Here is a 24,874-nt window from a genome sequence, read left to right as displayed (position 1 = left end):
TCTGCGCTGCCGGTCAGAGCGCCTCGCCCCGCAGCAGCCGGGGCGGCGCGCCGGTGAGGCCCGCCGCCTCGCGGGCGAGCAGCCGCTTGAGGCCGGGCAGCCGGTCAACCACGCGCGCGCCGAGGTCGCGCGCGAGCCGCACCGGCAGGATGTCGTTGGCGAACAGCCGGTTCATGGCATCCATGGCCGCACCCGTGCTCACCACATCGAAGCGGCGCGCCCGCTCGAAGGTCTCCAGCACCCGCGCCGCCGCCGGATCGAGGCCGAGCCGCACGCTGTCGGCCACCGCCTCGGCGAGCGCCGCCACATCCCTGAGCCCGACATTGAGGCCGAGCCCGGCCAGCGGATGCACCACATGGGCCGCATCGCCCACCAGCGCCAGCCGCCCGGCCGTGAAGCGGCGCGCGATGCCCAGCGCCAGGGGGAAGGCGCGCGGCGTATCGAGCAGCGTCAGCTCGCCCAGCGTGTCGCCGAAGCGGCGGGCGATGGCGCGGACGATGTCCTCGTCTTCGAGCGTCACCAGCATCCGCGCCTCGTCCTCCGGCTCCACCCAGACGATGGAGGAGCGGTTGCCCGTCAGCGGCAGCATGGCGAAGGTGCCGGCCGGCAGGAAATGCTGCACCGCCACGCCTTCATGCGGTCGCTCGTGGCCGATGGTGGCGACGATGCCCGCCTGTCCGTAGGGACGGCCGATCCAGCCGATACCCGCCCGCCGGCGCAGTGGCGAGTGGTGGCCGTCCGCAGCCACCACGAGGGCGGCCCGGTGTATCGTTCCGTCCGTGAGCGTCAGGCGTGCCGGATGCGCCGCCGCGGTCTCGGCCGCCGCCACGCCGGCCGGCACGAAGCGAATCCCGGCCTCTCCGGCCGCGGCGCGCAGCGCGGCGATGAGCGCATCGCCCTCCACCATATGCGCCAGCGGCCCGCCGTCGGCAGCCTCCCCGGCGAAGGTCAGCAGCGGCTGGCGGACGGCGTCGCCGAGGCGGCTGTCGGTGATGCGCATGCGCACGATCGGCTGCGCCTCGCCGGCAAGGCGCTCCCAGACGCCGAGCACGCCGAGCATCAGCCGCGATCCGCCGGCGAGCGCATAGGCGCGCCCCTTCTCGTGGGCAGGCTCGCCCGCCAGCGCCGGATCGTAGACGGCAACGGCGTAGCGGCCGCCCACCGCGTGGCGCAGGGCGAGCGCAGCGCTCAGCCCGGCGGCGCCGGCACCCACGACCGCAATCGTCCTTGCATCCGTCGCCGGTTCGCCCGCAACCGTGGTCATCCGCACCTCCCCGTGTTCGTCTTTCCGTCATCCGCGGCCGTCATCCGCCGATCTTCGACACCCTATATACACTTGACGCGCCGCGTTGGAACATGCCCCCATGACCGGGCGGCGAATAAGGCCGTTCGGCGGAACCCGCCGCCGCCCGGTCGCGCCAGTTGCCGGAAGGCGACCCGGCAGGATATAAAACAAACGTTCGTTACTATCAGAGGATGCGTCGCCATGAATTCAGCCGTGCTCGGTCTTCTCGACATCCTCAACCTTGAGCAGCTCGAGGAGAACCTGTTTCGCGGTATCGGCCCCACGGAGGGATGGCAGCGCGTGTTCGGCGGACAGGTGATCGGACAGGCGCTGGTGGCGGCGAGCCGCACCGTGCCGGCGGACAGGCCGGCGCATTCGATGCATTGCTATTTCGTCCGCCCGGGCGACCCGAAGGTGCCGATCATCTACGAGGTCAAGCGCATCCGCGACGGCGGCAGCTTCACCACCCGCTACGTCGAGGCCATCCAGCACGGCCAGACCATCTTCACCTTCCTCGCCTCGTTCCACATCGAGGAGCCCGGCCTGCGCCACCAGACGCCCATGCCCGCCGCGCCCGCGCCCGAGGACACGGCGCAGGAGGAGCTGCATGCGGCCTTTCTGCAGCACATGCCGGAGCCCATCCGCACCTATTTCGAGCGCGAGCGGCCCATCGAGCTGCGGCCGGTGGACTACAGCCGCTTCCTGCCCGGCGCGCAGGCGGCGCGAAAACCCTCTTTCGACATCTGGATCCGCGCGTCGGCGCCACTGCCCGACGATCCGGCGATCCACCGCTGCGTGCTGGGTTACGCATCCGACATGACGCTGCTCGACACGAGCCTCGCCGTGCACGGACGCTCGGTGTTCGAGGGCGGCATCCAGGCCGCGAGCCTCGACCACGCCATGTGGTTCCACCGCCCGTTCCGGGCCGACGAGTGGCTGCTCTACTCCCAGGAAAGCCCGTTCTCCGGCGGCGCGCGTGGCCTGTCGCGCGGGCTGATCTTCTCCAAGGACGGCCAGCATGTCGCCACCGTCGCCCAGGAAGGGCTGATCAGGCCGATAAGCCGCACGGTCTGAATCGGCCCCGGTCTTCGACCGGTGCCGAACGGGTCTCGCTCATGCGCCGCGCGGGCTTCGCCATCACCGACGAGGCAAGCTCACCAGCTTTTGACCTGACACATCGTCGTCCCAATTCTGCTTATTTTTTAATCGTTGCACAAAATATCGGCAGTACGCCTGCACTTTCGCGCCACTGCCGGGCCGGCGGCGTGCCTTCCTCGCATGCTCCCGACGGTTTTTTCGCCACGCCGCGCCGCTTTTCCGCGATGTTGTTCACGCCGGCCGCGCGAGTTGGCACGAACCTTGATTGATGCTCCGCATCGGCCGCGTGGTGCGTGCCGAACCCGCAAGCGGAGACAACGCCATGAAATTGATCGTGGCCATTATCAAGCCCTTCAAGCTTGACGACGTTCGGGATGCTCTGAGTGCGCTCGGCGTTCACGGGCTGACCGTCACCGAAGTCAAGGGTTATGGCCGGCAGAAGGGTCATACCGAAATCTATCGCGGCGCGGAATACGCCGTCAGCTTCCTGCCCAAACTGAAGATCGAGGTCGCCGTGGAGGCGGACCACGCCACTGCCGTGATCGACGCCATCAAGGCCGCCGCCTACACCGGGCAGATCGGCGACGGCAAGATCTTCGTTTTCTCCATAGAACAGACGATCCGCATCCGCACGGGCGAAACCGGCCGTGACGCCCTGTGATGGAAGGAGTTCATTCGATGCAGTTCATACGTTCCGCATGTCGCGGTCTCATGTTGCCGTTGCTCGTCGTGAGCCTCACGGCGACATCGGCGCTCGCGCAGGATGCGCCGGTGCCCAATAGCGGCGACACCGCCTTCGTACTCGTGAGCGCCTTGCTGGTGCTGTTCATGGCGGTGCCGGGGCTGGCACTGTTCTACGGCGGGCTGGTGCGCTCGAAGAACATGCTCTCGGTGCTGTCGCAGGTCATCGCAATCGTGGCGCTGGCCGCGATCATCTGGATCGTCTACGGCTACTCGCTGGCCTTCACCAACGGCGGCGCTCTCAACAACTTCGTGGGCGGCTTCGACAAGCTGTTCCTGTCGGGCGTCGACGCCTCGTCGGTGGCGGGGACGTTCTCCAACGGCGTCGTCGTGCCGGAATACGCCTACATCGCCTTCCAGGCCACCTTCGCCTGCCTGACGCCAGCGCTGATCATCGGCGCGATCGCGGAACGCACGCGCTTTCCGGCCGTGCTGCTGTTCACCGCGCTGTGGCTGACGTTCGTCTACTTCCCGCTGGCGCACATGGTCTGGTACTGGGCCGGTCCCGACGCGCTCGCCGACGCGGCGCGCGCCGTCGCCGAGGCGACTGACGACGCCGCGCGTGCCGCGGCCGCCGCCAATCTCGCCGCAGTAGAGGCCGACGCCGGGCTGATCTTCAAGTGGGGCGCGCTCGACTTCGCCGGCGGCACGGTGGTGCACATCAACTCCGGCGTCGCGGGTCTCGTGGGCGCGATCATCGTCGGCAAGCGGATCGGCTACGGCAAGGAGGCGCTGCCGCCGCACTCGCTGACCCTGACGCTGGTCGGCGCGGCCATCCTGTGGGTGGGCTGGTTCGGCTTCAACGCCGGCTCGAACCTCGAAGCCAACGGCGGGGCCGCCCTCGCCTTCGTCAACACGCTGTTCGCGACCGCCGGCGGCATCCTCGGCTGGCTCATCATCGAATGGTCGTCGAAGGGCAAGCCCTCGCTGCTCGGCCTCGCGTCGGGGGCGATCTCCGGCCTCGTCGCGGTGACGCCCGCCGCCGGCTTCGCCGGCCCCGTGGGCGCGGCCGTGCTCGGCCTGATCGCCGGCGTGGCCTGCTTCTACTTCGTCACCAAGGTCAAGAACGCGCTGGGCTACGACGACTCCCTCGACGTCTTCGGCATCCACGGCGTGGGCGGCGTCGTCGGCGCCATCGGCACGGGCATCCTCGTCGCCCCGTCGCTCGGCGGCGCGGGCCTCGTCGACTACGTGGCGAGCCCCGGCGAGGCGGTGGAAACCGCGTTGAGCGTAGGGCCGCAGGTCTGGGCGCAGATCAAGGGCGTGCTGCTGACCATCATATGGACGGGCGTTGGATCGGCAATCCTGTTCAAGCTCGTCGACATACTCGTGGGCCTGCGCGTCAGCCCCGAGGTCGAGCGCGAAGGCCTCGACATCGCCGAACACGGCGAACGCGCATATACCCTCTGACCGGCGTCCGTCCGGGCAGGATCATCAATCACAGAGCACGTTCCGATCAAATGGAATCATTTGATCGATAAGAATTCGCTCAAAATCAAAGAGTTAGAGTATGTCAGCGTTTCAGCGAAACGATGACACACTCTATAAAAGGGAACGGTTGAACGGGGGCGGTGCGCACGCGTGCCGCCCCCGCGGTTTCATGGCGGCACGTCACGCAGATCCGGACGTCACGAAGAGCCGGCGGTCTCGTCCGCCGGATCGGGCGGGATGGCGTCCTGCGCCGATTTCAGCAGCCGGCTGACGACATCGAGCTCCATCGCCAGCTGGCGCAACTGCACGGCGATGGCCTGCTGCAGCGCGGACGCCGACAGCGGGAATTCCTCGAGAACGCGCCCCATCAGCGCGCGCGACAGGCGCAGCACCGCGCCATCCTCCTCGACGACCGCCGTCGCCTGCCATTCGATCTCGATCACCAGCGCCAGCTCCCCCAGCAGGCAGCCGGGGCCGGCGCGCTCCCGGACATGGCCCGCGCCGTCGCGAAGCGCGACCTCGCCGTTGACGATCACGAAGCCGCCTTCGGCCGTCTCGCCCTGCCGGTACAGCACCTCGCCGGCGCGCACGGGGCGGGTCTGCGCGGAAATCGCCAGGCGGCGCAGCGCGGCCTGCTCGAAGCCGGCGAAGGCCGGCAGCGCCGACAACAGCGCGATATCGTCACTCAGCGCCATGATTCACCTTTCCGGGGCCGGTCTTCCGGCGGTCGGACCCCTCACGGCGCGAGCTTGTATCCGCCGGGCTCCGTGACGAGGATGCGTGCGTTGGAGGGGTCTTCCTCGATTTTCTGCCGCAGGCGGTAGATATGCGTCTCGAGCGTGTGGGTGGTCACGTTGGCGTTGTATCCCCACACTTCGGCGAGCAGCGTCTCGCGCGCCACCACCTGATCCTCGGCCCGGTAGAGGAAACGCAGGATGGCGGTTTCCTTCTCCGTGAGCTTGAGGCGCGACCCCTTGCTGTCCACGAGCAGCTTCGCGCCGGGGCGGAACGTGTACTGCCCGACCTTCAGCACCGCATCCTCGCTGGCCTCGTGCTGGCGCAGCTGCACCCGGATGCGGGCGAGCAGCACCGCGAACCGGAACGGCTTGACGATGTAGTCGTTGGCGCCTGCCTCCAGCCCCTGGATGGTGTCGGCGTCGTCCGTATGGCCCGTCAGCATCAGGATCGGCGCGCGAAAACCGTTGCGGCGGATGACCTTGACCGCCTCGCGGCCGTCGATGTCCGGCAGGCCGACATCCATGATCACGATATCGAAGCGGTCGGAGCGGACGGCATCGATCGCGGCCGCGCCGGAATCGACGGTCGTCACCTCGAAATCACCCGTCAGGGCGAGCTGCTCCGACAGGGTGTCGCGCAGATCCGCCTCATCATCGACGATCAACAATTGATAGGGGCCTGGCATGCGTATGGGCTCTCCGGAATCTCAAGGACGGCTGCGACTTGCTGATTTGAGCGCATTCGGACTGATCAAATGATCCCATTTAACAGGAAAGCGCTCCGATGGTTGCAACAGGATAGCATATGCTAACGATTTAATGGGACTATCGGCCTCCCGCAACCGGGGATAGGGGAAGAAAACGATGCCAAAGCCCACCGCGCTGTCGTCGATCCGCGTCTTCCCCACCGTCGGCGACCCCCGGCGCGGCCGCATCGTCGCCGGAAACGTCGCCATTCCCTGCGCGCTGGGCAAGGGCGGAATCGCGCATGACAAACGCGAGGGCGACGGCGCCACACCGGCGGGCACGCACCGCCCGGTGCGCGGCTACTACCGCGCCGACCGTGTCCGCAGGCCCGTGACGAAAGTGCCGCTCGCCCCCCTGCGGCCCTCGGACGGCTGGTGCGACGAGCCGGGGCACCGCAGCTACAACCATAAGGTGGTAATCCCCTTCCCCGCGCGCCACGAGACGATGTGGCGCGACGACCACCTCTACGACATCGTCATCGATCTCGGCTGGAACGCCCGCCCGCGCATCCAGGGGCGCGGCAGCGCCATCTTCCTGCACCTCGCGCGCAAGAATTTCGGCCCGACGGAAGGATGCGTCGCCGTGCCGCAGGACAAGGGGCGCCGCCTCATCGCCCTGATCGGGCCGCGCACGCGCATCGTCGTCGCCGGCAAGCCGAAGCCGGTCCGCAAGGCCGCGCTCAAGCGGCGGAGGCGCTAAAACGTGTCATCGTTTCACTGAAACGCTGACATGATCCAACTTTTTGATTCTGAGCGAATTCTTATCGATCAAATGATTCCATTTGATCGGAAAGCGCTCTGAGGTCGGGCTGGGCCGCGAGCAGCGCCCGCGTATAGGGGTGGCGCGGCGCGTCGAGGACATCCGCCGCCTGTCCCTCCTCGACGATCCGCCCGTCGTGCAGCACCACCACGCGCCCGGCGATCGTCCGGGCCACCCGCAGATCGTGGGTGATGAAGAGATAGGCGAGGCCGTGATCGGCGCGCAGGCGCGCGAGAAGGCCGAGAATCTGCGCCTGCACGGTCACATCGAGCGAGGACACCGCCTCGTCCAGCACCACGAGCCGCGGCCGGGTGACGAGCGCGCGGGCGAGCGCGATGCGCTGGCGCTGCCCGCCCGAAAACGCATGCGGATACTTGCGGGCGTCATCCGCCGAGAGACCGACGTCGCGGAGCGCGGCCGCGACGCGCTCCTCCCGCTCGCCCGCACCCGCGCCCTCGGCCAGATGCAGCGGCTCGGCCACGATCCAGCCCGCCCGCTTGTGCGGATCGAGCGAGGTGTAGGGGTCCTGGAACACCGCCTGCACGTCGGCGCGCATGCGCCGCAGCGTCGCCCGGCCGGCGCGCGCGATGTCCACGCCCCGATACGTCACCCGCCCGGCGTCCGGCTTCTCCAGCCCGAGCAACAGGCGCGCCAGCGTCGACTTGCCCGATCCCGACTCGCCGATGAGCGCGACGCTCTCCCCCGCGTGGATGCGCAGGCTCACGCCGTCGAGCGCGTGCTCGTAGCGCCGGCGGGCGAAGGGATGGGCGCGCGGCAGCAGGAAGCGGCGCGACAGCGATTCCGCCGCCAGCAACGGCGTGTCCTGCGCCGTCACGACGGCGGGAACGGGTGTGGCCGCACCCACGGTCGCGGCGGCGATGAGCGCCCTCGCCCGCGGATGGCGCACGCGCCCGGCGAACCCCACCGCCGGCCCGGCCTCGATGATCCGGCCCTCGTCCATGACCGCGATGCGGTCGGCCATCGCGCCCACGACGCCGAGATCGTGCGAGATCAGCACCAGGCCCGGCCCGTCCTCGCGCACGATGTCCCGGAGGAGGTCGAGGATCCGCGCCTGGGTGGTGACGTCGAGCGCGGTGGTGGGCTCGTCGGCGATAATGACGTCAGGTCGCATGGCCACCGCCATGGCGATCGCCACCCGCTGGCGCTGCCCGCCGGACAGCTCGTGCGGAAACCGATCCGGCGGAATATCCGCCGGATCGAGGCCGACGCGCGCCAGCGCCGCGCGGGCCAGCGCGTGCGCCTCGGCACGGGTCGCGCCGCGGTGCTTGCGGATGCCCTCCGCGACCTGCGCGCCGATGGTCATCAGCGGGTTGAGCGCCGACAGCGGCTCCTGAAACACCATGCCGATGCGCGCGCCCCTCATGCCGCACATCGCCGCCTCGTCCAGCGACAGCAGATCCTCGCCGTCGAAGGCGATGCGCCCGCGCACCCGCGCGGCCTCGGGCAACAGGCGCATGAGCGCGAGCGCCGTCATCGACTTGCCGGACCCCGACTGGCCGATGACGCCGAGCGTCTCGCCGCGCGCAAGCCGGAACCCGACATCGCGCAGGATGGGACGGTCGCCGATATCGACATCGAGGTTCTCGACCCTGAGCAGCGTCATGATGCCGTTTCCGGCTCGGGCGGGATGCTGCGGCGCGGGTCGAGCGCCTGCCGCAGCCCTTCCCCCAGCAGGTTGAAGCCCAGCACCGTCACGACGATGGCGAGCCCCGGCGCGATGGCGAGGAGCGGGCTGATGGCGAGCAGCGTCTGCGCCTCGGCGAGCATCCGCCCCCAGCTCGGCTGCGGCGGCTGCACGCCGAGCCCGATATAGGACAGCGACGCCTCGGCCAGCACGCCGAGCGAGAGCTGGATGGTGGCCTGCACGATCAGCGTGTTGGCGATGTTGGGCAGCACATGCATGAAGCCGATCCACGGGCCGCCATGGCCGGCGACGCGCGCGGCCGCGACATAACCGCTGCGCCACACCGGCAGCGACACGCCGTAGGCGACGCGCGTGAACACCGGCACGTTGAAGATGCCGATCGCCACCATGGCGTTGAGTGTGCCCGGCCCCAGCGTCTCGCGCAGCAGGATGGCGACGATCAGCGCCGGGAAGGCGAACAGGAGGTCGCTGGCGCGCAGCGCCACATGCGCGCCCGCCCCGCCGCGCCCGGCTGCGAGCACGCCCATGGTGGCGCCGGCGAGGAGCCCGATGGCGACTGCCACGACCGATACGCCGACCGGCCCCGCCGCGCCACGCATGATCAGCGACAGCACGTCGCGTCCGAGATGGTCGGTGCCGAGCCAATGGTCCGGCCCCGGCGGCGCGAACCTGTTGGCGACGTCTATCGCCAGCGGATCGTGCGGCGTCCACGCCAGGGACAGCAGCGCGACGAGGCAGACGCCGACGACGATGGTCGTCCCGGCCGCGAGCCGCCCGTTCATGCCGGCCTCCGCAGGCGCGGATCGACCAGCGCATAGGCAAGGTTCACGAGAAAATTCACCGCCGCCACGCTCGCGACAAGCAGCATGATGACGCTCTGCACCACGATGAGATCGCGCTGGTTGACCGCCTGGAAGATCAGCCGCCCGAGGCCGGGCAGGAAGAACACGTTCTCGACGACGATGGTGCCGGCGAGCAGGAAGGGGAATTGCAGCCCCATCACGGTCAGCACCGGGATGAGCGCGTTGCGCAGGGCGTGGCGGCGCAGGGCCTCGCCGCGCGTCAGGCCCTTGGCGCGGGCGGTGCGGAAGAAATCCTGGTTCAGCACGTCGATGAGCGACTGGCGCATCACCTGCGCCAGGATGGCGCCCTGCGGCACGGCGAGCGCGATCGCCGGCAGGACGAGCGCGGAGAGGCCCGCGCCCGCCCCGGCCTCCCAGCCGGGAAAGCCGCCCGGCGGCAGCAGGCGCCACGTTACCGCGAAGACGAGCACGAGCAGCATCGCCAGCCAGAAGTTGGGCACCGCGATGCCGAGCTGCGTCGCGAGCAGCATGCCGCGATCCACGAACCCGCCCCGGCGCGCCGCGGCCAGCATGCCGAGCGGCAACCCGACGGCGACCGCGAGCGTGAGTGCGAGCAGCGCCAGGGGCAGGCTGACCGACAGCCGCTCGCCGACGAGTTCGGCCACGGGCACGCCGTATGTATGACTGGTGCCGAGATCGCCGCCGAGAAACCCCGCCGTCCACGCCAGATAGCGCACCGACGCCGGCCGGTCGAGGCCGAGCTGGGTGCGCAGGGCTTTGAGCGTGTCGGGCTGCGCGTTGACGCCGAGCATCACCTCGGCCGGATCGCCGGGCAGAACCTGCATGGCGGCGAACACCACCACCGACGCCACCGCGAGAGTCGCCAGCAGGGATGCGAGCCCCAGAGCGAGCGCCCGGATCACGGCCGGCGCTCCGATGGCGGTAAGCAGGCGGATACGATCAGTATTCCCACCGCACCTCGGTCAGATCGTTGGCGGGTATGGGGGCGTTCTCCCACAGGCCGCGCAATTTGGCGTCCCAGACGCCGACCTTGGGCAGCAGGAACAGGAAGCCGTTGACGGCGTCCTCGGCGAGCTTTTCCTGCAGCCGGCGCAACAGGTCGAGCCGCCGCTCCTCGTCGAGCTCGGCCGCGAGTTCGGCATAGAGCGCCCGGTATTCCGCGCTGTGATAGTTGAAGTAATAGTCGTCGCGGGCGTAGATATCGAGGTCGTTCGGCTCGACATGGGCGACGATGCTCAGATCGTACTGCTTGTCGCGGAACACCTCGGTGAGCCACTGCGCCCATTCCACCAGCACGATCTCGACCGTGATGCCGACCGCGCGCAACTGCGCGGCGATGATCTCGCCGGCGCGACGCGCATAGGAGGGCGGCGGCAGCACGAGGCGCAGGCGCAGATCCGTCGCGCCCGCCTCCTTGAGCAGCGCGCGCGCCGCCTCGGGATCGTGGGGATAGCGCCCGGTGAGGTCGACGTAGCCCTTGTTCTGCGGGGCGAAATGCGAGCCGATGGGCTCGCCGATGCCGTAGAGCGCGCCGTCGATGATAGCCTTGCGGTCGATGGCGTGGGCGATGGCGCGGCGCACGCGGATGTCGTCGAGGGGCTTGTGGGCGTTGTTGATGGCCAGGATCGTCTTGCCCTCCGTGCGGCCGACGATGACCTGGAAGCGCGGGTCGGCCTCGAACTGCGGCAGGTTCTCCGGCGCGGGGAAGTTCGTATAGGCGTCGATGTTGCCTGCCATCAGCGCGGCATAGGCGGCCGACGGATCGTCGATGACGCGGAAGGTGACGCGCGACAGCGCCGGCTTCTCGCCCCAGTAGCGCTCGTTGCGCACCAGATCGATGCGGTCGCCCTTCGCCCAGCGCGAGAACCGGAACGGCCCCGTGCCGTTGGGATTGGTGCGGTTGCCCTCGGCCGTCTCCTCGCCGACCACGACGAGGGCCGGCAGGCCGAGCACGAACGGGAACTGCGGCGTGGGCCGCTTCAGCGTGACCGCGAGCGTGTGCGCGTCCACGACCTCGACCTTCTCGACGGGCTCCAGCAGCGCCTTCTGGGGATTGACGCTGTCGTCGGCGATGGCGCGCTCCAGCGTGAACCGCGCGTCCTCGGCGTCGAACGGGCTGCCGTCGTGGAACGACACGCCCGACCGCAGGTGGAACGTGTAGGCCAGGCCGTCGTCCGACACCTCCCACCGTTCGGCGAGGCCGGGCACGACGGCGCCGTCGCCGCCGATCCGCGTCAGCCCCTCGAACAGGTTGGCGTAGGTGATTTCGCCGATGGCGGCTGCGGCGCCCGCGGTCGGGTCGAGATGCGGCGGCTCCAGCCGCACGCCGATGGCGAGATCGGTACGCTGGGCCAATGCCTGTCCGTAGAAGGCTTGCCCACAGAAAAGCAGCGTCCCCACCACGGTCAGGGCGGCCCACCGCCTCGTCACGCGCCATCCGATCATTCCGCGCCTCCAGAAAACCGCCCGCCGCCACTGCACCGGTTATCCCGGTAAAGCCCGCCCAACGCAAGCCACAAGTCGTCCGCCACCAGCGGGTGGCGCGCGCCCGTTGCATCCGCGCCGCGAGGGATCGCCGTTTCCGGAGCCGGCAGAATATGCATCATGGATTATCCGTAGTATCGGGTTGCCCGCATGGCCACGGGCCATGCTAAACAGTTTTCACGATCGACGACAGGTATCGGACGAAACATGAGCGACATCGAGCAGCGCATTACACCTGTTATCTTGTCCGGCGGCACGGGCACGCGGCTGTGGCCCCTCTCGCGCGAGGCCTTTCCCAAACAGTTGCTGCCGCTCGCCGGCGAGCGCTCGATGCTGCAGGAGACCGTGCTGCGCGTGGCCGACCGCACGCTGTTCAACGCGCCCGTGGTCATCGCCAACGTCGAGCACCGCTTCGTCATCGCCGAGCAGTTGCGGGCGCTGGGCGTCGCCGACGCCACCATCGTGCTGGAGCCCGAGGGGCGCAACACTACCGCAGCCGCCGCCACCGCGGCCCTGCTGGAGAATAAACGCGACGCGCACGGCCTGATCCTGCTGCTCGCCGCCGACCACGTGGTGCAGGACCCGACGGCGCTTGCCGCCGCCATCCGGGAGAGCCTGCCGGCCGCGCGCGCCGGGCGCTTCGTGCTCTTCGGCGTGCGCCCGACGGAGCCTGCCACCGGCTACGGCTACATCCAGCGCGGAACCGAGGAGACCGGCGTGCCGGGCGTCTTCCCGGTGCGCCGCTTCGTCGAGAAGCCGGATGCCGCGACCGCCCGCGCCTATCTCGATTCGGGCGACTACCTGTGGAACAGCGCCATCTTCCTGCTGCCGGCCCAGCCGTTCCTGAAGGAGCTGGAGCGGCTCGCGCCCGAGGTTCTCGCCGCCGCGACAGCCGCGCTCGAGGCGGCGCGCCAGGACCTCGACTTCATCCGGCTCGACGAGGCGGCCTTCGCCAAGAGCCCCTCGATCGCCGTCGACTACGCGGTGATGGAAAAGACGGACCTCGCCGTCGTCACCCCCACCGACTGCGGCTGGACGGATGTCGGGAGCTGGTCGGCGCTGTGGGCGATCGGCGACCGGGACGCGGGCGGCAACGTGCTCGTGGGCGACGTGGTGGCCGAGGACGTCAGCGGCAGCTACCTGCGCGGCGAGAGCCAGCTCGTCGCGGCGCTCGGCATCAAGGACCTCGTGGTCGTCGCCACGCCTGACGTCGTACTGGTCACGCGCAAGGACCGCGATCAGGACGTGAAGAAGCTCGTCGAGCGACTGCGCGGCGACGGCCATGCCGCCGCCACGCAGACCGTGCAGGTGCACCGCCCGTGGGGCTACTACCAGTCGATCCACACGGGCGAGCGCTTCCAGGTCAAGCGCATCACGGTCAATCCCGGCGCCAAGCTGTCGCTGCAGAAGCATTTCCACCGCGCCGAGCACTGGGTCGTGGTCAACGGCACGGCGCTCGTCACCCGCGACAAGGAGGAATTCCTGCTGCGCGAGAACGAATCGATCTTCCTGCCGCTCGGCTGCGTCCACCGGCTGGAGAACCCCGGCAAGTTGCCGCTGAACCTCATCGAGGTGCAGTCGGGGCCGTATCTCGGCGAGGACGATATCGTCCGCTTCGAGGACATATACGCGAGAACGGACGACAAATCCGTCGGATGAGGGATGGGGGCGGACGGTCGGGACGGCGGTCAGAGCGTGCCGTTCTCCCCCTCCCCGATGCCGTAGGCGCTGAGCACCTCGTCGACCCCGCCCTCGGCGACGAGGCGGCCTTCCGAGAGCATGATGGCGCGGTTGCAGTACTTGCGCAGCGTCTTGGCGTCGTGGGAGGCGAGCACGAGGATGCTCGCGCGGTTCATCATCGCCTCGATGCGGTCGCGCGCCTTGGCGGCGAAAGCGGTGTCGCCGACGCTGATCAATTCGTCGAGCAGCAGGATATCGGGCGCCTGCGCCGTCGAGATGGCGAACGCGAGCCGCAGCGTCATGCCGTTCGAATAGGTGCGCATCGGCAGGTTGACGTAATCGCCGAGCTCCGAGAACGCTGCCACGTCGGGAATCGTCTTGCGCGCCTCCTCGATGGTCATGCCGAGGAAGACGCCACGCAGGATGATGTTCTCCGCGCCCGTCAGCTCCGGGTCCATGCCCATGGTGATGTCGAGGAGGGAGGCGACCTTGCCCACGACCTCCGCGCTGCCGGAAGAGGGCTCGTAGGCGCCGGAGAAGACCCGCAGCAGCGTCGACTTGCCGGCGCCGTTGTGGCCGACGAGGGCGAGCCTGTCGCCGTTCTTCAGCGACAGCGTGACGTCGCGCAGCGCCGTCACCGTCACGCCGTCCGCCTCCGTGCTCACGGCCCCGCCGACGCGCTGCAGCAGGGTCGAGCGGATGGAGCGTCCGCGCGCGTTGTAGATCGGGAACTCGACGGTCGCGTTGACGAGATCGATAGACGGCAAGTCCTTAACCCTTCCGATGATGGCCCTGCTGCGGCGGCGCCCTCAAAGCCAGTAGACGATGCGGGCGCGGAAGCGCGCGAACAGCGGCCACGTGATCGCCAGGAGGCCGGCGATGACGATCAGCGCCGACACGTAGTCGAGGACCTCGGGCACGCGCCCGCGGATCGGATCGGCGACGATGCGCAGGAAGATGGCGAAGGGGTTGAGGTGGGTGACCCACCATCCCTGGTCGCCGAGCTGGTCGATCCGCCACATGATCGGCGTCATGAAGAAGGCCAGTTGCAGCAGATTGGCGATGATCTGCGGCAGATCGCGGAAGCGCGTGCACAGGATGCCGCAGGTCAGTGTGACCAGAAAGGCCGCCACGAGCATCAGCAGGAAACCCGGAATCAGCAGGAAGATGTCCCACGTCGGCACGACGCCGAACAGCAGGAACACCGGCGGCACGATGACGATGTTGTGCGCCAGCGCGATCAGGTTGCGCACGATGACGCGCATGACGAAGATCGATTTCGGCAGGTTCTCCTGCCGCAGGAACACCGTTCCCTGCACGAAGGCCGTGGTGCTGTCCGACACCACGCCCGACATGAACGTCCAGATGATGTAATTCACCGCCAGATAGGGCACGTACTCGGCCACCGACTGGTTGAACAGCATCGAGAACACGAAGCCGATGCCGCCCACGAACACCGCCATCGACAGCGTGATCCAGAACTGGCCGAAGCGCGACCGCTTGTAGCGCTGCCTGATGTCGCTGATGCCCATCAGCGTCCAGATCTGCCAGGCCTCCATGCCGCGCACGAAGTCTCCGTTGGCGAGGCGCCAGTCTCTGGAAGTGGGGCAAAGGGACATGAGGATGGTCACTCGAACAACTGGTTGAACGCGGGCACACCCGCCGGAGGTCCGGAGCGCCGGTCCGGCGCTGGCGGCGTCCTCCTCACCGTGCGGCGAGGACGAGACCGGGAGCGCGTCAAGTCATTAGCGAAGACGGCACATCAGGTCAACGTCCGCACCGAGGGCCACCGGCATGCCCGCCGCGGCGGGTCGGCGTCAGCACCGGACGCTATCTGGACGTTTTCGTCATATGATGCGACATATATGCAGAATTCACGACAATATAGGCTGGTAATAAAAAATATTGCATTTAGAGCTATTAAGTTTTTCGCGAACTTAACTCGTTGATAAAACCGACCTCAATAGATACTGTTCGAGGCGACGGACATTTAATCGGTCTATGTCGGCTGACTATTTGTCGACAATCGAAACGGCAGCGGATCATGCAACGGATTGTCGCGGGCATCGTCACTTACAATCCCGATTTCCCTGTGCTGCAGGGGCTGGTGAGCGCCGTTGCCGCCGAGGTGGCGGCTGTCGTCGTCGTCGCCAATTCGCCCATGCGCGCGCGTGAGCGGGCGCTTCTGCGCCGCGCGGCGGGGAACACGCCGGTCCATGTCGATGATCCGGGGGACAATATCGGGCTCGGCAGCGCCTATGAGCGGATCATGGCCCGCGCCGACTCGGGCGAGGCGGCTTTTCGCGATGTCGGGCGCGTCGTCCTGTTCGATCAGGACTCGAGCCCGTCCCCCGGTATGGTGTCGGCGCTCGTGGCGCGCATGGACACGCTTCAGCGCATGGGCGAGCAGCCCGCCCTCGTCGGCCCGACCCCCGTCGCCGCCAGTCCCGAGCACAAGCCGCCGACGGTCTACGGCCATTCCTCGGGCCGTTCGGTGGCGAACTCGCGCGCGGTCTGGTTCGCCATTTCCTCCGGCAGCCTCATCGACGTCGCCGCATTCCGGCAGATCGGCGCCTTCCGCAGCGATTTCTTCATCGACGCCATCGACATCGAATGGTGCTTCCGGGCGTGGTCCGCCGGCTATTCGTGCTGGACGGCGAACGATATCCTGATGCCGCATCGTCTCGGCGGCGGCCACGTGTCGGTGCCGCTGATTGGCTGGGAGCTGCCGGTGCAGACGCCGCTCAGGCTCGGCACCTACGCACGCAATCAGGCCGCGCTGCTGCGCATCGGCCACGTTCCGCGCCACTGGAAAGTGCGCGTGTGCTTCTACCTCGCGGCGCAGACGCTCGCCTACTGGCTCGCCGATCACGGCAGGACGGCACGTCCGCGCTCGCTGGTGAAGGGCTTCGTCGCCGGCCTTGCCGGGCACCTCGGGCCGCCGCAGGATTCCGGCCGCGCCACGACGGCGCAGCGCAAGACCCGACGTCCCGTCCTGCCCCAGCGCAGCGTGTGACGCATAGCGGCCGAACGTCGGGCGCTCTCCCCCTTTCCATTGGGCGATGGAACGCCTACTCTTGCGGTGCGCCGGGGCGGGCGTCGTCCGACGCGTCCCGGCGGTCTGCCGGAAGCAGCAATCAGGGAACGCGACCGAAATGTATGCAAATGTCCAGTTGTTCATTGATGGCGAATGGCGTGACAGCCTTTCGGGCAAGCTCATTCCCGTCGTCAATCCGGCGACGGAGGAGGTTATCGGCCACGTCGCCCACGCGGAGAAGGCCGATCTCGACCTCGCGCTCGCGGCGGCGGCGAAGGGTTTCGAAACGTGGCGCCGGACATCGGCCTTCGCGCGTTCCAAGATCATGCGCAAGGCGGCCGATCTGCTGCGCGAGCGCGCCGAGGCGATCGCGCTCAAGCTGACCCTCGAGCAGGGCAAGCCGCTCGCCGAGGCGCGGACCGAGGTCCTGGCCGGTGCCGACACCATCGACTGGTTCGCCGAGGAGGCGCGCCGCGCCTACGGCCGCGTCGTGCCGGCGCGGGCGGAGGGCGTCTACCAGCTCGTGATCAAGGAGCCGGTCGGCCCCGTCGCCGCCTTCACGCCGTGGAACTTCCCCATCAACCAGGTGGTGCGCAAGCTGTCGGCGGCGCTCGCCGCGGGCTGCTCGATCATCGTCAAGGCGCCGGAGGAGACGCCCGCCTCGCCGGCGGAACTCGTCCGCGCCTATATCGACGCCGGGGTGCCGGAGGGGGTCGTCAACCTCGTCTACGGCGTGCCGGCCGAAATCTCGGAATACCTCATCCCCCACCCCGTCATCCGCAAGATCTCCTTCACCGGCTCCACGCCGGTGGGCAAGCAGCTCGCGGCGCTCGCGGGCCTGCACATGAAACGCGCCACGATGGAGCTCGGCGGCCATGCGCCGGCGATCGTCTTCGACGATGCGGATCTCGACGTGGCGGCGACGATTCTGTCCGCCGCGAAATTCCGCAACGCAGGGCAGGTCTGCGTCTCGCCGACGCGCTTTCTGGTGCAGGAGAAGGTCTACGACGCCTTTCTCGACAAGTTCACCGCCAAGGCGAAGGCCGTCAAGGTCGGCGATGGCACGGCGGCGGACACCACCATGGGGCCGCTCGCCAACGAGCGGCGCATCCCCGCGCTCGAAAGCTTCGTCCAGGACGCCGTGCAGCACGGGGCGAAGCTGGCGGCCGGCGGCTCGCGCATCGGCAACAAGGGCTACTTCTTCGAGCCGACCGTGCTCGCGGACGTGCCGACCAGCGCGCGGGTGATGAACGAGGAGCCTTTCGGGCCACTCGCCCTCGTCTCGCCCTTCCGCGACTTCGACGATGCCGTGACCGAAGCCAACCGCCTGCCCTACGGCCTCGCGGCCTACGCCGTGACGCGCTCGGCGAAGACCGCGACGGCGCTCGCCCAGTCCATCGAAAGCGGCATGCTGACCATCAACCACCTCGGCCTCGCGCTGCCGGAAGTGCCGTTCGGCGGCATCAAGGATTCGGGTTACGGCTCGGAAGGCGGGCTCGAGGCCATCGAGGCCTATCTCAACACGAAGTTCGTGTCGCAAGGCAGCCTGTAACGAACGCCGGCCGACGCCGCGTCGCCAGAACCACCAAGCCGGCCGCGGACAGTGCGGCCGGCTTTCGTTTGCTGTGCGGCGGTCCGGAACGAATCAGCCGACGTTCACGATCGCCACGATCACGATCAGCACGAAGGCGATGACCACGCTGCCAACGAAAAGACCGCCCGGAACTTCCGTGCCGACATTCGGGCCGTGCGTGTTGTTATCAGCCATAAGAACCTCCCACCGGACAAATCTGATGCCGCCGTCTCGGGACGCGCACGCTCTTGCGCCTTCCCGGGCAGGCGGACCGCCGCGCCATTGCCGGTCATCGACTACCACGGTCCAGGCAGCGCTGACAAGGTTGCCGCCGACGGGCGGCCCGGCCACGAAAGTATCATATGTAACTGTTTGATTTGAAACTGATTTTTATACAACCAATTGCTAATTTCCAGAAACTGCCGCAACAGTTGATGGTAGCGGACGGTGACATAAATGCAGACGGTAGCCAGTCGCGGCCCGTCATCGCCACCCCGCCTCGTCCGCAGCACGGGGCTTTCGGCGACCGGCCGCGCGCCTGATCCCTTTTGCCGCACCGATCGGCACCGGGTCCAACGCCAGGACCAGGCCGTTTCCCGTCAAGATTCATCTGCCCGGTGGAAGGGCGGCGGCGGTTTTCCGTGCGCACGCCCCAACCATGGGTGCCATCGAGGATACGCTTATGCATCGCGACAGAATCCGACATCCCGGTCTCCATTCGAAGATCACGACGGCGCTGGAGGCCTCGCGCCATATCCGCGACGGCATGACGGTGGGCATGAGCGGGTTCACGCGCGCCGGCGAGGCCAAGGCCGTGCCGCTGGCGCTCGCCGCCCGCGCCAGGGAGGAGCCGCTGAAGATCACGCTCATCACCGGCGCCTCGCTCGGCAACGATCTCGACAAGACGCTCGCGGAGGCGCACGTGCTGGCGCGCCGCCTGCCCTTCCAGTCCGATCCCGCGCTGCGCAAGCTCATCAACGCCGGCGAGGTGATGTTCATCGATCAGCACCTGTCGGAAACGGTGGAGCTGCTGCGTACCCGGCAGATCGGCAAGGTCGACGTCGCCGTGGTCGAGGCGGTGGCGATCACCGAGCACGGCGGCATCGTGCCCACGACCTCTGTCGGCAATTCCGCCTCCTTCGCCATCCTGGCGGACAAGGTCATCGTCGAGATCAACCTGCAGCAGCCAGCGACGCTCGAGGGCCTGCACGACATCTACATCCCCAAGCGCCGCCCGTATCGCGAGCCCATTCCGGTGGTGACGGCGGAAAGCCGCGTCGGCCTGCCCTACATCGACATTCCGCCGGAGAAGATCGCCGCCATCGTGGTGACGGAGAAGCTCGACAGCTCTGCCAACGTCGCCGCACCGGACGACGAGACGCGCGCCATCGCCGCCCATCTGTCGGATTTCCTGCTCAACGAGGTGAAACAGGGGCGGCTCACCGAAACGCTGCAACCGCTCCAGGCCGGCATCGGCTCCATCGCCAACGCGGTGCTGCACGGCTTCATCGACACGCCGTTCCACGACCTCACCATGTATTCCGAGGTGTTGCAGGACAGCACCTTCGACCTGTTCGACGCCGGCAAGCTCACCTTCGCCTCCGGGTCCTCCATCACGCTGACGGAAGCGCGCTACCGCTCCGTGCTGCCGCGGCTCGGCGACTACAAGTCGCGGCTCATCCTGCGGCCGCAGGAGGTCAGCAACCACCCGGAGATCATCCGCCGGCTCGGCATCATCGCCATCAACACGGCGCTGGAGGTCGACATCTACGGCAACATCAACTCCACCCACGTGGGCGGCACGCACATGATGAACGGCATCGGCGGCTCGGGCGACTTCGCCCGCAACGCCTATCTCTCGGTGTTCGTGACCAAGGCCATCGCCAAGGGCGGCGCGGTTTCAAGCGTGGTGCCGTTCGCGAGCCACGTCGACCATACCGAGCACGACGTGGATGTCATCGTCACCGAAGCGGGCCTTGCCGACCTGCGCGGGCTCGCGCCGCGCGAGCGGGCGCGCCGCATCATCGACCATTGCGCCCACGCCAGCTATCGCGATGCGCTCGACGACTATTTCGACCGCGCCCTCACACGCGGCGGCCACACGCCGCACATCATCGAGGAGGCGCTGTCGTGGCACGCCCGCCTGCGCGAAACGGGCACGATGCGGCGATAGCCGCCGAACGCAGAAGGGGCCGCCGGGCGATCGCGCCCACGACCCCTCGCTCATCGATGCGGCGCCTTACCGGCCCGCCATGCCGGTCCATTACTCTGCCTGGCTGACATTCTCCTTGATGTGCCGATGGCGCTGCTCCATCTCCTGCCGCAGGGCGCGGCGCTGGATGGCGGCTTCGAAACGCTGGCGCTCCTCCTCGTCGCCGGGCTGCAGCGCCGGCACGGGCACGGCCTTGCCGTCCTTGTCGACGGCAACCATCGTGAAGTAGCAGCTGTTGGTGTGGCGGACGTGCTGCTCGCGCATGTTTTCGGTCACGACCTTGATGCCGACCTCCATCGACGTGTTGCCGGTGTAGTTCACGGAAGCGTAGAATGTCACCAGTTCGCCGACGTGGATCGGCTGGCGGAAGATCACCTGATCCACCGACAGGGTCACCACGTAACTGCCGGCATAGCGGCTGGCGCAGGCAAAGGCCACCTGATCGAGATATTTGAGGATGTGCCCCCCGTGCACGTTGCCGGCGAAATTCGCCATGTCCGGGGTCATCAGAATGCTCATCGAAAGCTTGTGGCGCGATTCGTTCATCATGACACCAGAATGCCGGCCGGAAAATTTCCCCGCCCCCGCCGGCGGGATTCGCGGGCGACCCGAGGTTTGAGCGACTCTAAAACGTAGCCGTAGCGCTGTCCATCGAGCCGGAACGCGGCCGGTGCGGCGGCGTCATGTCGCGGGCCCCAGACGGCGACGAGAATCTGGATCGTGTAAAAATACGGTCGACACCTGTTATATCCGTGTTCATATTATGACATCTATGGTGATGCCTCATTCCCACCGGGTGATGCTGGAGGATCCGATGTTGTCTGCCACCGATGTGCCTCGGCAAGCGGTTCTTCGGGCTGTCAGGGACGGCGAGATCCGGCCGGTGTTCCAGCCGATCGTGACCTTGCATGAGCGCACCCTGGCCGGCTTCGAGGTGCTGGCCCGATGGGACAGCCCGGTGTACGGCGCCATCGCCCCCGAGACCTTCATCCCCTGGGCCGAGGAAGACGGCGCTATCGACGCCCTGACGCATGAGCTCGTCTCTTCCGCCTGCGCCGCCGCGGCGGGATGGAGCGGGCAGTTCTGCCTCTGCTTCAACATATCGCCGTTGCAGTTCAGCGGCCGCGACCTCGCCTCGACGATTTTCTCGGCCGTGGACGGCACCGGTTTCTCGCGTGACCGGCTGGTGATGGAGATGACCGAGAGCAACATCGTATCCGAGACCTGCAACGCCCATGAAATCATCGGCTGCCTCAACAGGGCCGGGGTGCGGATCGTGCTCGACGATTTCGGCACCGGCTATGCCGGCCTGGACCGGCTGCTCAGCTTCCCCTTCCACGCACTGAAGATCGACAGGAATTTCGTGCGCTCCATCGAGACGGACGCCGACGCGCGCACGACCGTCGCGGCGATCATCGGGCTCGCCTCCAGCCTCGGACTGCGGGTCGTGGCCGAGGGCATCGAGCAATGCGGGCAGCTTGCTGTGCTGCGCTCGCTCGGCTGCACCCATGGCCAGGGATGGCTGCTGGGGCGGGAGATGACGCCGCAGGAGGCGGAGCGCTTCGCCCTGCACCACGCCGGCGCGCCGATCTGGCCGGACCCGCGCCCGGCCCCTGACAGCATCGCCCCGGACCTCGACGTGCTGTTCGGCCTCGCCAACATCGGATTGTGCCAGATCGACCCGCAGATGCGGCTGGTGCGCGCCAACGAAACCTTCGCCGCGCTGTTCCGCAAGCCGGCGCACGCCCTGAACGGCCGGACGGCGGCGGAGGTGCTGCCGGCCGATCTGGCGGATTGGCTCGCCACCCACGCGACGCGCATCGGCGCGAGCGACGACACGTTCGTCTTTTCCCTCCCCGAGCGCGGCGAACGCGTCTGCCGCCTGCGTATCAGAAGGATGGTCGCCGGCGCCGCCCTCGCGGGCCTGCTGCTGATGGCCGTGCCGAACTGAACCCACGGACGACACCGTCGGCGCGGGCTTGACCGACGTCCCTCGACCTCCCGCATGATGCATGAAATATCGCCAATGATGTTTCAAACATACAGTTTATGAATTTTTGCTTGACAGTTGGGTCATTTTATTTCCTTGAAGGATGCACTTGTTTTATGCAAATTCCGCCTATGTTATAGGCTTTTGCATAAATTCTAAACAGATACCCTGGCCGGTTTACGGCCGGCGAGCCAAGCTTCAGGAGCCATGATGACCCGCCACAGCCTTCTCGATCTCGCCCTCGTCCGTCTCGACGAAGCCGCCCAGCATCTGCAGGTAGATCCGGATGTGATCGAAAAGCTGAAATATCCGCGCGAGACCACGAAAGTCCGCCTGATGATCCGGATGGATGACGGCTCCCGCAAGTCGTTCCTGGCCTGGCGCTGCCGCTATGACGACACGCGCGGGCCGACCAAGGGCGGCATCCGCTTCCATCCCGATTCCAACGAGGACGAGGTGGAGACGCTGGCGTTCTGGATGACGTTCAAGTGCGCCGTGATGAACCTGCCCTATGGCGGCGGCAAGGGCGCGGTGAGCGTGGATCCGCGCACGCTCTCGAAGGCCGAGCTGGAGCGCCTGTCGCGCTCCTACATCCAGGCGTTCGCGCGCATCGTGGGACCGGACCGGGACATTCCCGCCCCCGACGTCTATACCAACGCGATGATCATGGGCTGGATGGCCGACGAGTATTCGCAGATCGTGGGCGAGGCCTCGCCGGGGGTGATCACCGGCAAGCCGATCGCGCTCGGCGGCTCGGTCGGCCGCAACGACGCGACGGCGCGCGGCGGCTACTATCTGGTGCGCGACCTTGCCGCCGAACTCGGTCTGGAGGGGCGCACGCGCGTCGCCATCCAGGGCTTCGGCAATGCCGGCCAGTTCATCGCCTCGCTGCTGGCGGCGGACGGCCACCTGATCGTCGCGGTGTCGGATTCCGCCGGCGCGGTCCATTCGCCGGACGGTCTCGACGTCGACCTGCTGATCAAGGCCAAGGCCGAGGGCAAGTCCGTCGCCTCGACGGTCGGGACGCACGGCCACCAATGGCTTTCCGCCGACGAGCTCATTGCGGTGGATGCGGACCTGCTGGTGCCGGCGGCGCTCGAAAACATGATCCACGAGGGCAACGCGGCGAGCGTCAAGGCGAAGGTCGTTCTGGAGCTGGCGAACGGGCCGGTGACGCCCGAGGCCGACGCCATCCTGTCGGAGAAGGGCATCATCGTCCTGCCGGATATTCTGGCGAACGCGGGCGGCGTGACCGTGTCGTACTTCGAGTGGGTGCAGAACAAGCAGGGCTACGCCTGGACGCTGGAAGAGGTGCACGAGCGCCTGCGCACCATCATGGTGCGGGAGGGGCGCGCCATCTGGGAGATCGCGCAGGAGAGGCGCGTGTCATGGCGCACGGCAGCCTACATCCACGCCCTCGCCCGCCTCGCCGCTGCCATCGAGGCGCACGGCACGCAGTCGTTCTTCGCGAGCTGACGCGGCGCACCCTGGCCGGGCTGCAAAAAACCGGATGCGGAGACCGCATCCGGTTCTGTCGTTCTTCATGGGATGAAGGGCCGGCGCGCTTGCACCAGGCCCTCACGCGCGGGACTGCGCCGGCCTGTCGGCCTTACTCGGAGACGTGGCCGTCCGTGCTCTGCTGCGCCTGCAGTTGCTGAGCCGTGCTGTCTCCCAGACCCTCATCAACCCCCACATCAGAGCCTTCGTGGCGCTGTCCGGTGTTGACGTCGGGAAACGATGCCGTCTCCTCGTCCTCCCCGATGGTGCTTGCAACGCTGTCCGACACGCTGAGGTCTGCGAGGTCCTCCTGTGCAGCGCTGGTGTCGAGGAGCGATACGCTACCGTTGTCCAGCCTCTGGGTGATCGGCGGGACGAGGATAGCAAGCCCGTCCTCGAAATCATCCGAGACCGACTCGCCGTCCTTCCGGACGCGGGGTGCTGGTTCACCGTCCAGATCCCGCGTGGGATCATAGATCACGTCATCCTCATCATCCTCATTGCCGGTGTCGACAAAGTGGAACGTAACCGGGCTGGACAATCGCGACGAAACATCGGAGGCCTCTCCAGAGAAGAAGTTCTTCACCTTTTCCCCGATCGCGCTGAAGAAATCGCGCAGCTTTGCCCAGGCCGAGGCGAAGAAGTTCCGGATGGTTTTACCGATGTCGGAAAGACCCTGCCGGACCTTATAGCACCAGCCGGCCTTGCTGTCGGTGTTGTCGGTAGCGCCTGCGTTCTCCTGTCGAACCTCGTTCTGCTCGGCCGCGGCGATGCTCCCGGGCTGGGAGAACGTGACCGGAGCTTCGAAACAGACCGTCGGCACAGGTGGGAACGACGAATTACCAATAGGATAAGAAGCAGACATAGAAATTCCTCTCAATAAACATGCTTATGCACAGAATTTAATCGGGCGATGCAAGAATTATCCATAAATATTTCGACAATAAAAAGCCGATCGAAACCTCACATAAACCATCGCCGCTACACGAATGCTAGGCGAGTACCGTGTCCCAGGTCCCCACCGTCCTTGCTGCCCCGCCGTTTGACAGCGGCGCAGGACCGGCCGAAGACCGGAGTGCCGGCATGACATGCGCCTTCCCCACAGGGAACGAC

The 24,874-nt window shown here is 67.4% G+C and carries 23 protein-coding genes; 11 read left to right on the top strand and 12 right to left on the bottom strand.

The window, feature by feature from the left end:
- Window positions 1-13 precede the first annotated feature (13 nt).
- Window positions 14-1,264, bottom strand: coding sequence for an FAD-dependent monooxygenase (locus ACUSIJ_RS09730; RefSeq protein WP_449308188.1), 1,251 nt, complete (start codon window positions 1,262-1,264; stop codon window positions 14-16).
- 222 nt (window positions 1,265-1,486) lie between these two features.
- Here ACUSIJ_RS09730 and tesB point away from each other — a divergent pair, with 222 nt between their 5' ends.
- From tesB to ACUSIJ_RS09710, 4 genes are read left to right on the top strand one after another with little or no spacing between them, the layout of a single operon-like run.
- Window positions 1,487-2,359, top strand: coding sequence for an acyl-CoA thioesterase II (tesB, locus tag ACUSIJ_RS09725; protein ID WP_449308187.1), 873 nt, complete (start codon window positions 1,487-1,489; stop codon window positions 2,357-2,359).
- Window positions 2,360-2,400: 41 nt separating this feature from the next.
- Window positions 2,401-2,652 (top strand): hypothetical protein, encoded by a 252-nt coding sequence (locus ACUSIJ_RS09720; protein ID WP_449308186.1) that lies wholly within the window; start codon window positions 2,401-2,403, stop codon window positions 2,650-2,652.
- A gap of 53 nt (window positions 2,653-2,705) precedes the next feature.
- A complete protein-coding gene (locus tag ACUSIJ_RS09715) occupies window positions 2,706-3,044 on the top strand; it encodes a P-II family nitrogen regulator (RefSeq protein ID WP_449308185.1) in 339 nt (112 codons plus the stop codon).
- 17 nt (window positions 3,045-3,061) lie between these two features.
- Window positions 3,062-4,534, top strand: a complete 1,473-nt coding sequence (locus ACUSIJ_RS09710) for an ammonium transporter (protein ID WP_449308184.1) — start codon at window positions 3,062-3,064, stop codon at window positions 4,532-4,534.
- 218 nt (window positions 4,535-4,752) lie between these two features.
- Here the strand turns inward: ACUSIJ_RS09710 and ACUSIJ_RS09705 are convergent, their stop codons facing one another.
- Together ACUSIJ_RS09705 and ACUSIJ_RS09700 are read right to left on the bottom strand one after the other, a co-directional pair.
- Complete coding sequence (locus ACUSIJ_RS09705) at window positions 4,753-5,250, bottom strand: Crp/Fnr family transcriptional regulator (RefSeq protein WP_449308183.1); 498 nt, start codon at window positions 5,248-5,250, stop codon at window positions 4,753-4,755.
- A 41-nt stretch (window positions 5,251-5,291) separates the two neighbouring features.
- On the bottom strand, window positions 5,292-5,978 hold the full coding sequence (locus tag ACUSIJ_RS09700; RefSeq protein WP_449308182.1) for a response regulator transcription factor: 687 nt from the start codon (window positions 5,976-5,978) through the stop codon (window positions 5,292-5,294).
- A 178-nt stretch (window positions 5,979-6,156) separates the two neighbouring features.
- Between ACUSIJ_RS09700 and ACUSIJ_RS09695 the strand changes: the two genes are divergently transcribed.
- Entirely contained in the window at window positions 6,157-6,738 is a 582-nt protein-coding gene (locus tag ACUSIJ_RS09695; protein ID WP_449308181.1) for a L,D-transpeptidase family protein, read from the top strand.
- A gap of 61 nt (window positions 6,739-6,799) precedes the next feature.
- Here the strand turns inward: ACUSIJ_RS09695 and ACUSIJ_RS09690 are convergent, their stop codons facing one another.
- From ACUSIJ_RS09690 to ACUSIJ_RS09675, 4 genes are all read right to left on the bottom strand, one after another.
- A complete protein-coding gene (locus ACUSIJ_RS09690) occupies window positions 6,800-8,422 on the bottom strand; it encodes a dipeptide ABC transporter ATP-binding protein (RefSeq protein ID WP_449308180.1) in 1,623 nt (540 codons plus the stop codon).
- Window positions 8,419-9,246 carry an ABC transporter permease gene (locus ACUSIJ_RS09685; RefSeq protein ID WP_449308179.1) on the bottom strand — a complete coding sequence of 276 codons (828 nt, stop codon included), beginning with the start codon at window positions 9,244-9,246 and terminating at the stop codon, window positions 8,419-8,421. Before ACUSIJ_RS09685 ends, ACUSIJ_RS09690 begins: the two co-directional genes overlap by 4 nt.
- The gene (locus ACUSIJ_RS09680; RefSeq protein WP_449308281.1) at window positions 9,243-10,112 is read right to left on the bottom strand and encodes an ABC transporter permease; all 870 of its coding nucleotides are present in this window, start codon (window positions 10,110-10,112) and stop codon (window positions 9,243-9,245) included. Before ACUSIJ_RS09680 ends, ACUSIJ_RS09685 begins: the two co-directional genes overlap by 4 nt.
- Window positions 10,113-10,227: 115 nt before the next feature.
- Entirely contained in the window at window positions 10,228-11,733 is a 1,506-nt protein-coding gene (locus ACUSIJ_RS09675; protein WP_449308178.1) for an ABC transporter substrate-binding protein, read from the bottom strand.
- 246 nt (window positions 11,734-11,979) lie between these two features.
- Here ACUSIJ_RS09675 and ACUSIJ_RS09670 point away from each other — a divergent pair, with 246 nt between their 5' ends.
- On the top strand, window positions 11,980-13,431 hold the full coding sequence (locus ACUSIJ_RS09670; protein WP_449308177.1) for a mannose-1-phosphate guanylyltransferase/mannose-6-phosphate isomerase: 1,452 nt from the start codon (window positions 11,980-11,982) through the stop codon (window positions 13,429-13,431).
- Window positions 13,432-13,460: 29 nt separating this feature from the next.
- On the opposite strand, the gene ACUSIJ_RS09665 is transcribed toward ACUSIJ_RS09670, so the two are convergent.
- Both ACUSIJ_RS09665 and ACUSIJ_RS09660 read right to left on the bottom strand, forming a co-directional pair.
- Window positions 13,461-14,219 carry an ABC transporter ATP-binding protein gene (locus ACUSIJ_RS09665; protein WP_449308176.1) on the bottom strand — a complete coding sequence of 253 codons (759 nt, stop codon included), beginning with the start codon at window positions 14,217-14,219 and terminating at the stop codon, window positions 13,461-13,463.
- Between the two features lie 42 nt (window positions 14,220-14,261).
- Window positions 14,262-15,071, bottom strand: a complete 810-nt coding sequence (locus ACUSIJ_RS09660; RefSeq protein WP_449308175.1) for an ABC transporter permease — start codon at window positions 15,069-15,071, stop codon at window positions 14,262-14,264.
- 425 nt (window positions 15,072-15,496) lie between these two features.
- Between ACUSIJ_RS09660 and ACUSIJ_RS09655 the strand changes: the two genes are divergently transcribed.
- The gene (locus tag ACUSIJ_RS09655; RefSeq protein WP_449308174.1) at window positions 15,497-16,468 is read left to right on the top strand and encodes a rhamnosyl transferase; all 972 of its coding nucleotides are present in this window, start codon (window positions 15,497-15,499) and stop codon (window positions 16,466-16,468) included.
- A gap of 139 nt (window positions 16,469-16,607) precedes the next feature.
- Window positions 16,608-18,041, top strand: a complete 1,434-nt coding sequence (locus tag ACUSIJ_RS09650; protein ID WP_449308173.1) for an NAD-dependent succinate-semialdehyde dehydrogenase — start codon at window positions 16,608-16,610, stop codon at window positions 18,039-18,041.
- A gap of 93 nt (window positions 18,042-18,134) precedes the next feature.
- On the opposite strand, the gene ACUSIJ_RS09645 is transcribed toward ACUSIJ_RS09650, so the two are convergent.
- On the bottom strand, window positions 18,135-18,257 hold the full coding sequence (locus ACUSIJ_RS09645; protein ID WP_449308172.1) for a hypothetical protein: 123 nt from the start codon (window positions 18,255-18,257) through the stop codon (window positions 18,135-18,137).
- A 487-nt stretch (window positions 18,258-18,744) separates the two neighbouring features.
- Between ACUSIJ_RS09645 and ACUSIJ_RS09640 the strand changes: the two genes are divergently transcribed.
- Entirely contained in the window at window positions 18,745-20,235 is a 1,491-nt protein-coding gene (locus ACUSIJ_RS09640; RefSeq protein ID WP_449308171.1) for an acetyl-CoA hydrolase/transferase family protein, read from the top strand.
- Window positions 20,236-20,325: 90 nt separating this feature from the next.
- Here ACUSIJ_RS09640 and ACUSIJ_RS09635 read toward each other — a convergent pair whose 3' ends face one another.
- Window positions 20,326-20,820 carry an acyl-CoA thioesterase gene (locus ACUSIJ_RS09635; RefSeq protein WP_449308280.1) on the bottom strand — a complete coding sequence of 165 codons (495 nt, stop codon included), beginning with the start codon at window positions 20,818-20,820 and terminating at the stop codon, window positions 20,326-20,328.
- Between the two features lie 268 nt (window positions 20,821-21,088).
- Here ACUSIJ_RS09635 and ACUSIJ_RS09630 point away from each other — a divergent pair, with 268 nt between their 5' ends.
- Window positions 21,089-22,225: an EAL domain-containing protein gene (locus tag ACUSIJ_RS09630; protein WP_449308170.1), complete on the top strand. Its 1,137-nt coding sequence runs from the start codon at window positions 21,089-21,091 to the stop codon at window positions 22,223-22,225.
- 249 nt (window positions 22,226-22,474) lie between these two features.
- Window positions 22,475-23,740 carry a Glu/Leu/Phe/Val family dehydrogenase gene (locus ACUSIJ_RS09625; RefSeq protein WP_449308169.1) on the top strand — a complete coding sequence of 422 codons (1,266 nt, stop codon included), beginning with the start codon at window positions 22,475-22,477 and terminating at the stop codon, window positions 23,738-23,740.
- 133 nt (window positions 23,741-23,873) lie between these two features.
- Here ACUSIJ_RS09625 and ACUSIJ_RS09620 read toward each other — a convergent pair whose 3' ends face one another.
- Complete coding sequence (locus ACUSIJ_RS09620) at window positions 23,874-24,626, bottom strand: hypothetical protein (protein WP_449308168.1); 753 nt, start codon at window positions 24,624-24,626, stop codon at window positions 23,874-23,876.
- Window positions 24,627-24,874 lie beyond the last annotated feature (248 nt).

It is taken from the genome of Pseudochelatococcus sp. B33, from assembly GCF_053570585.1.
This window is presented reverse-complemented; position numbering and strand designations above follow the sequence as displayed.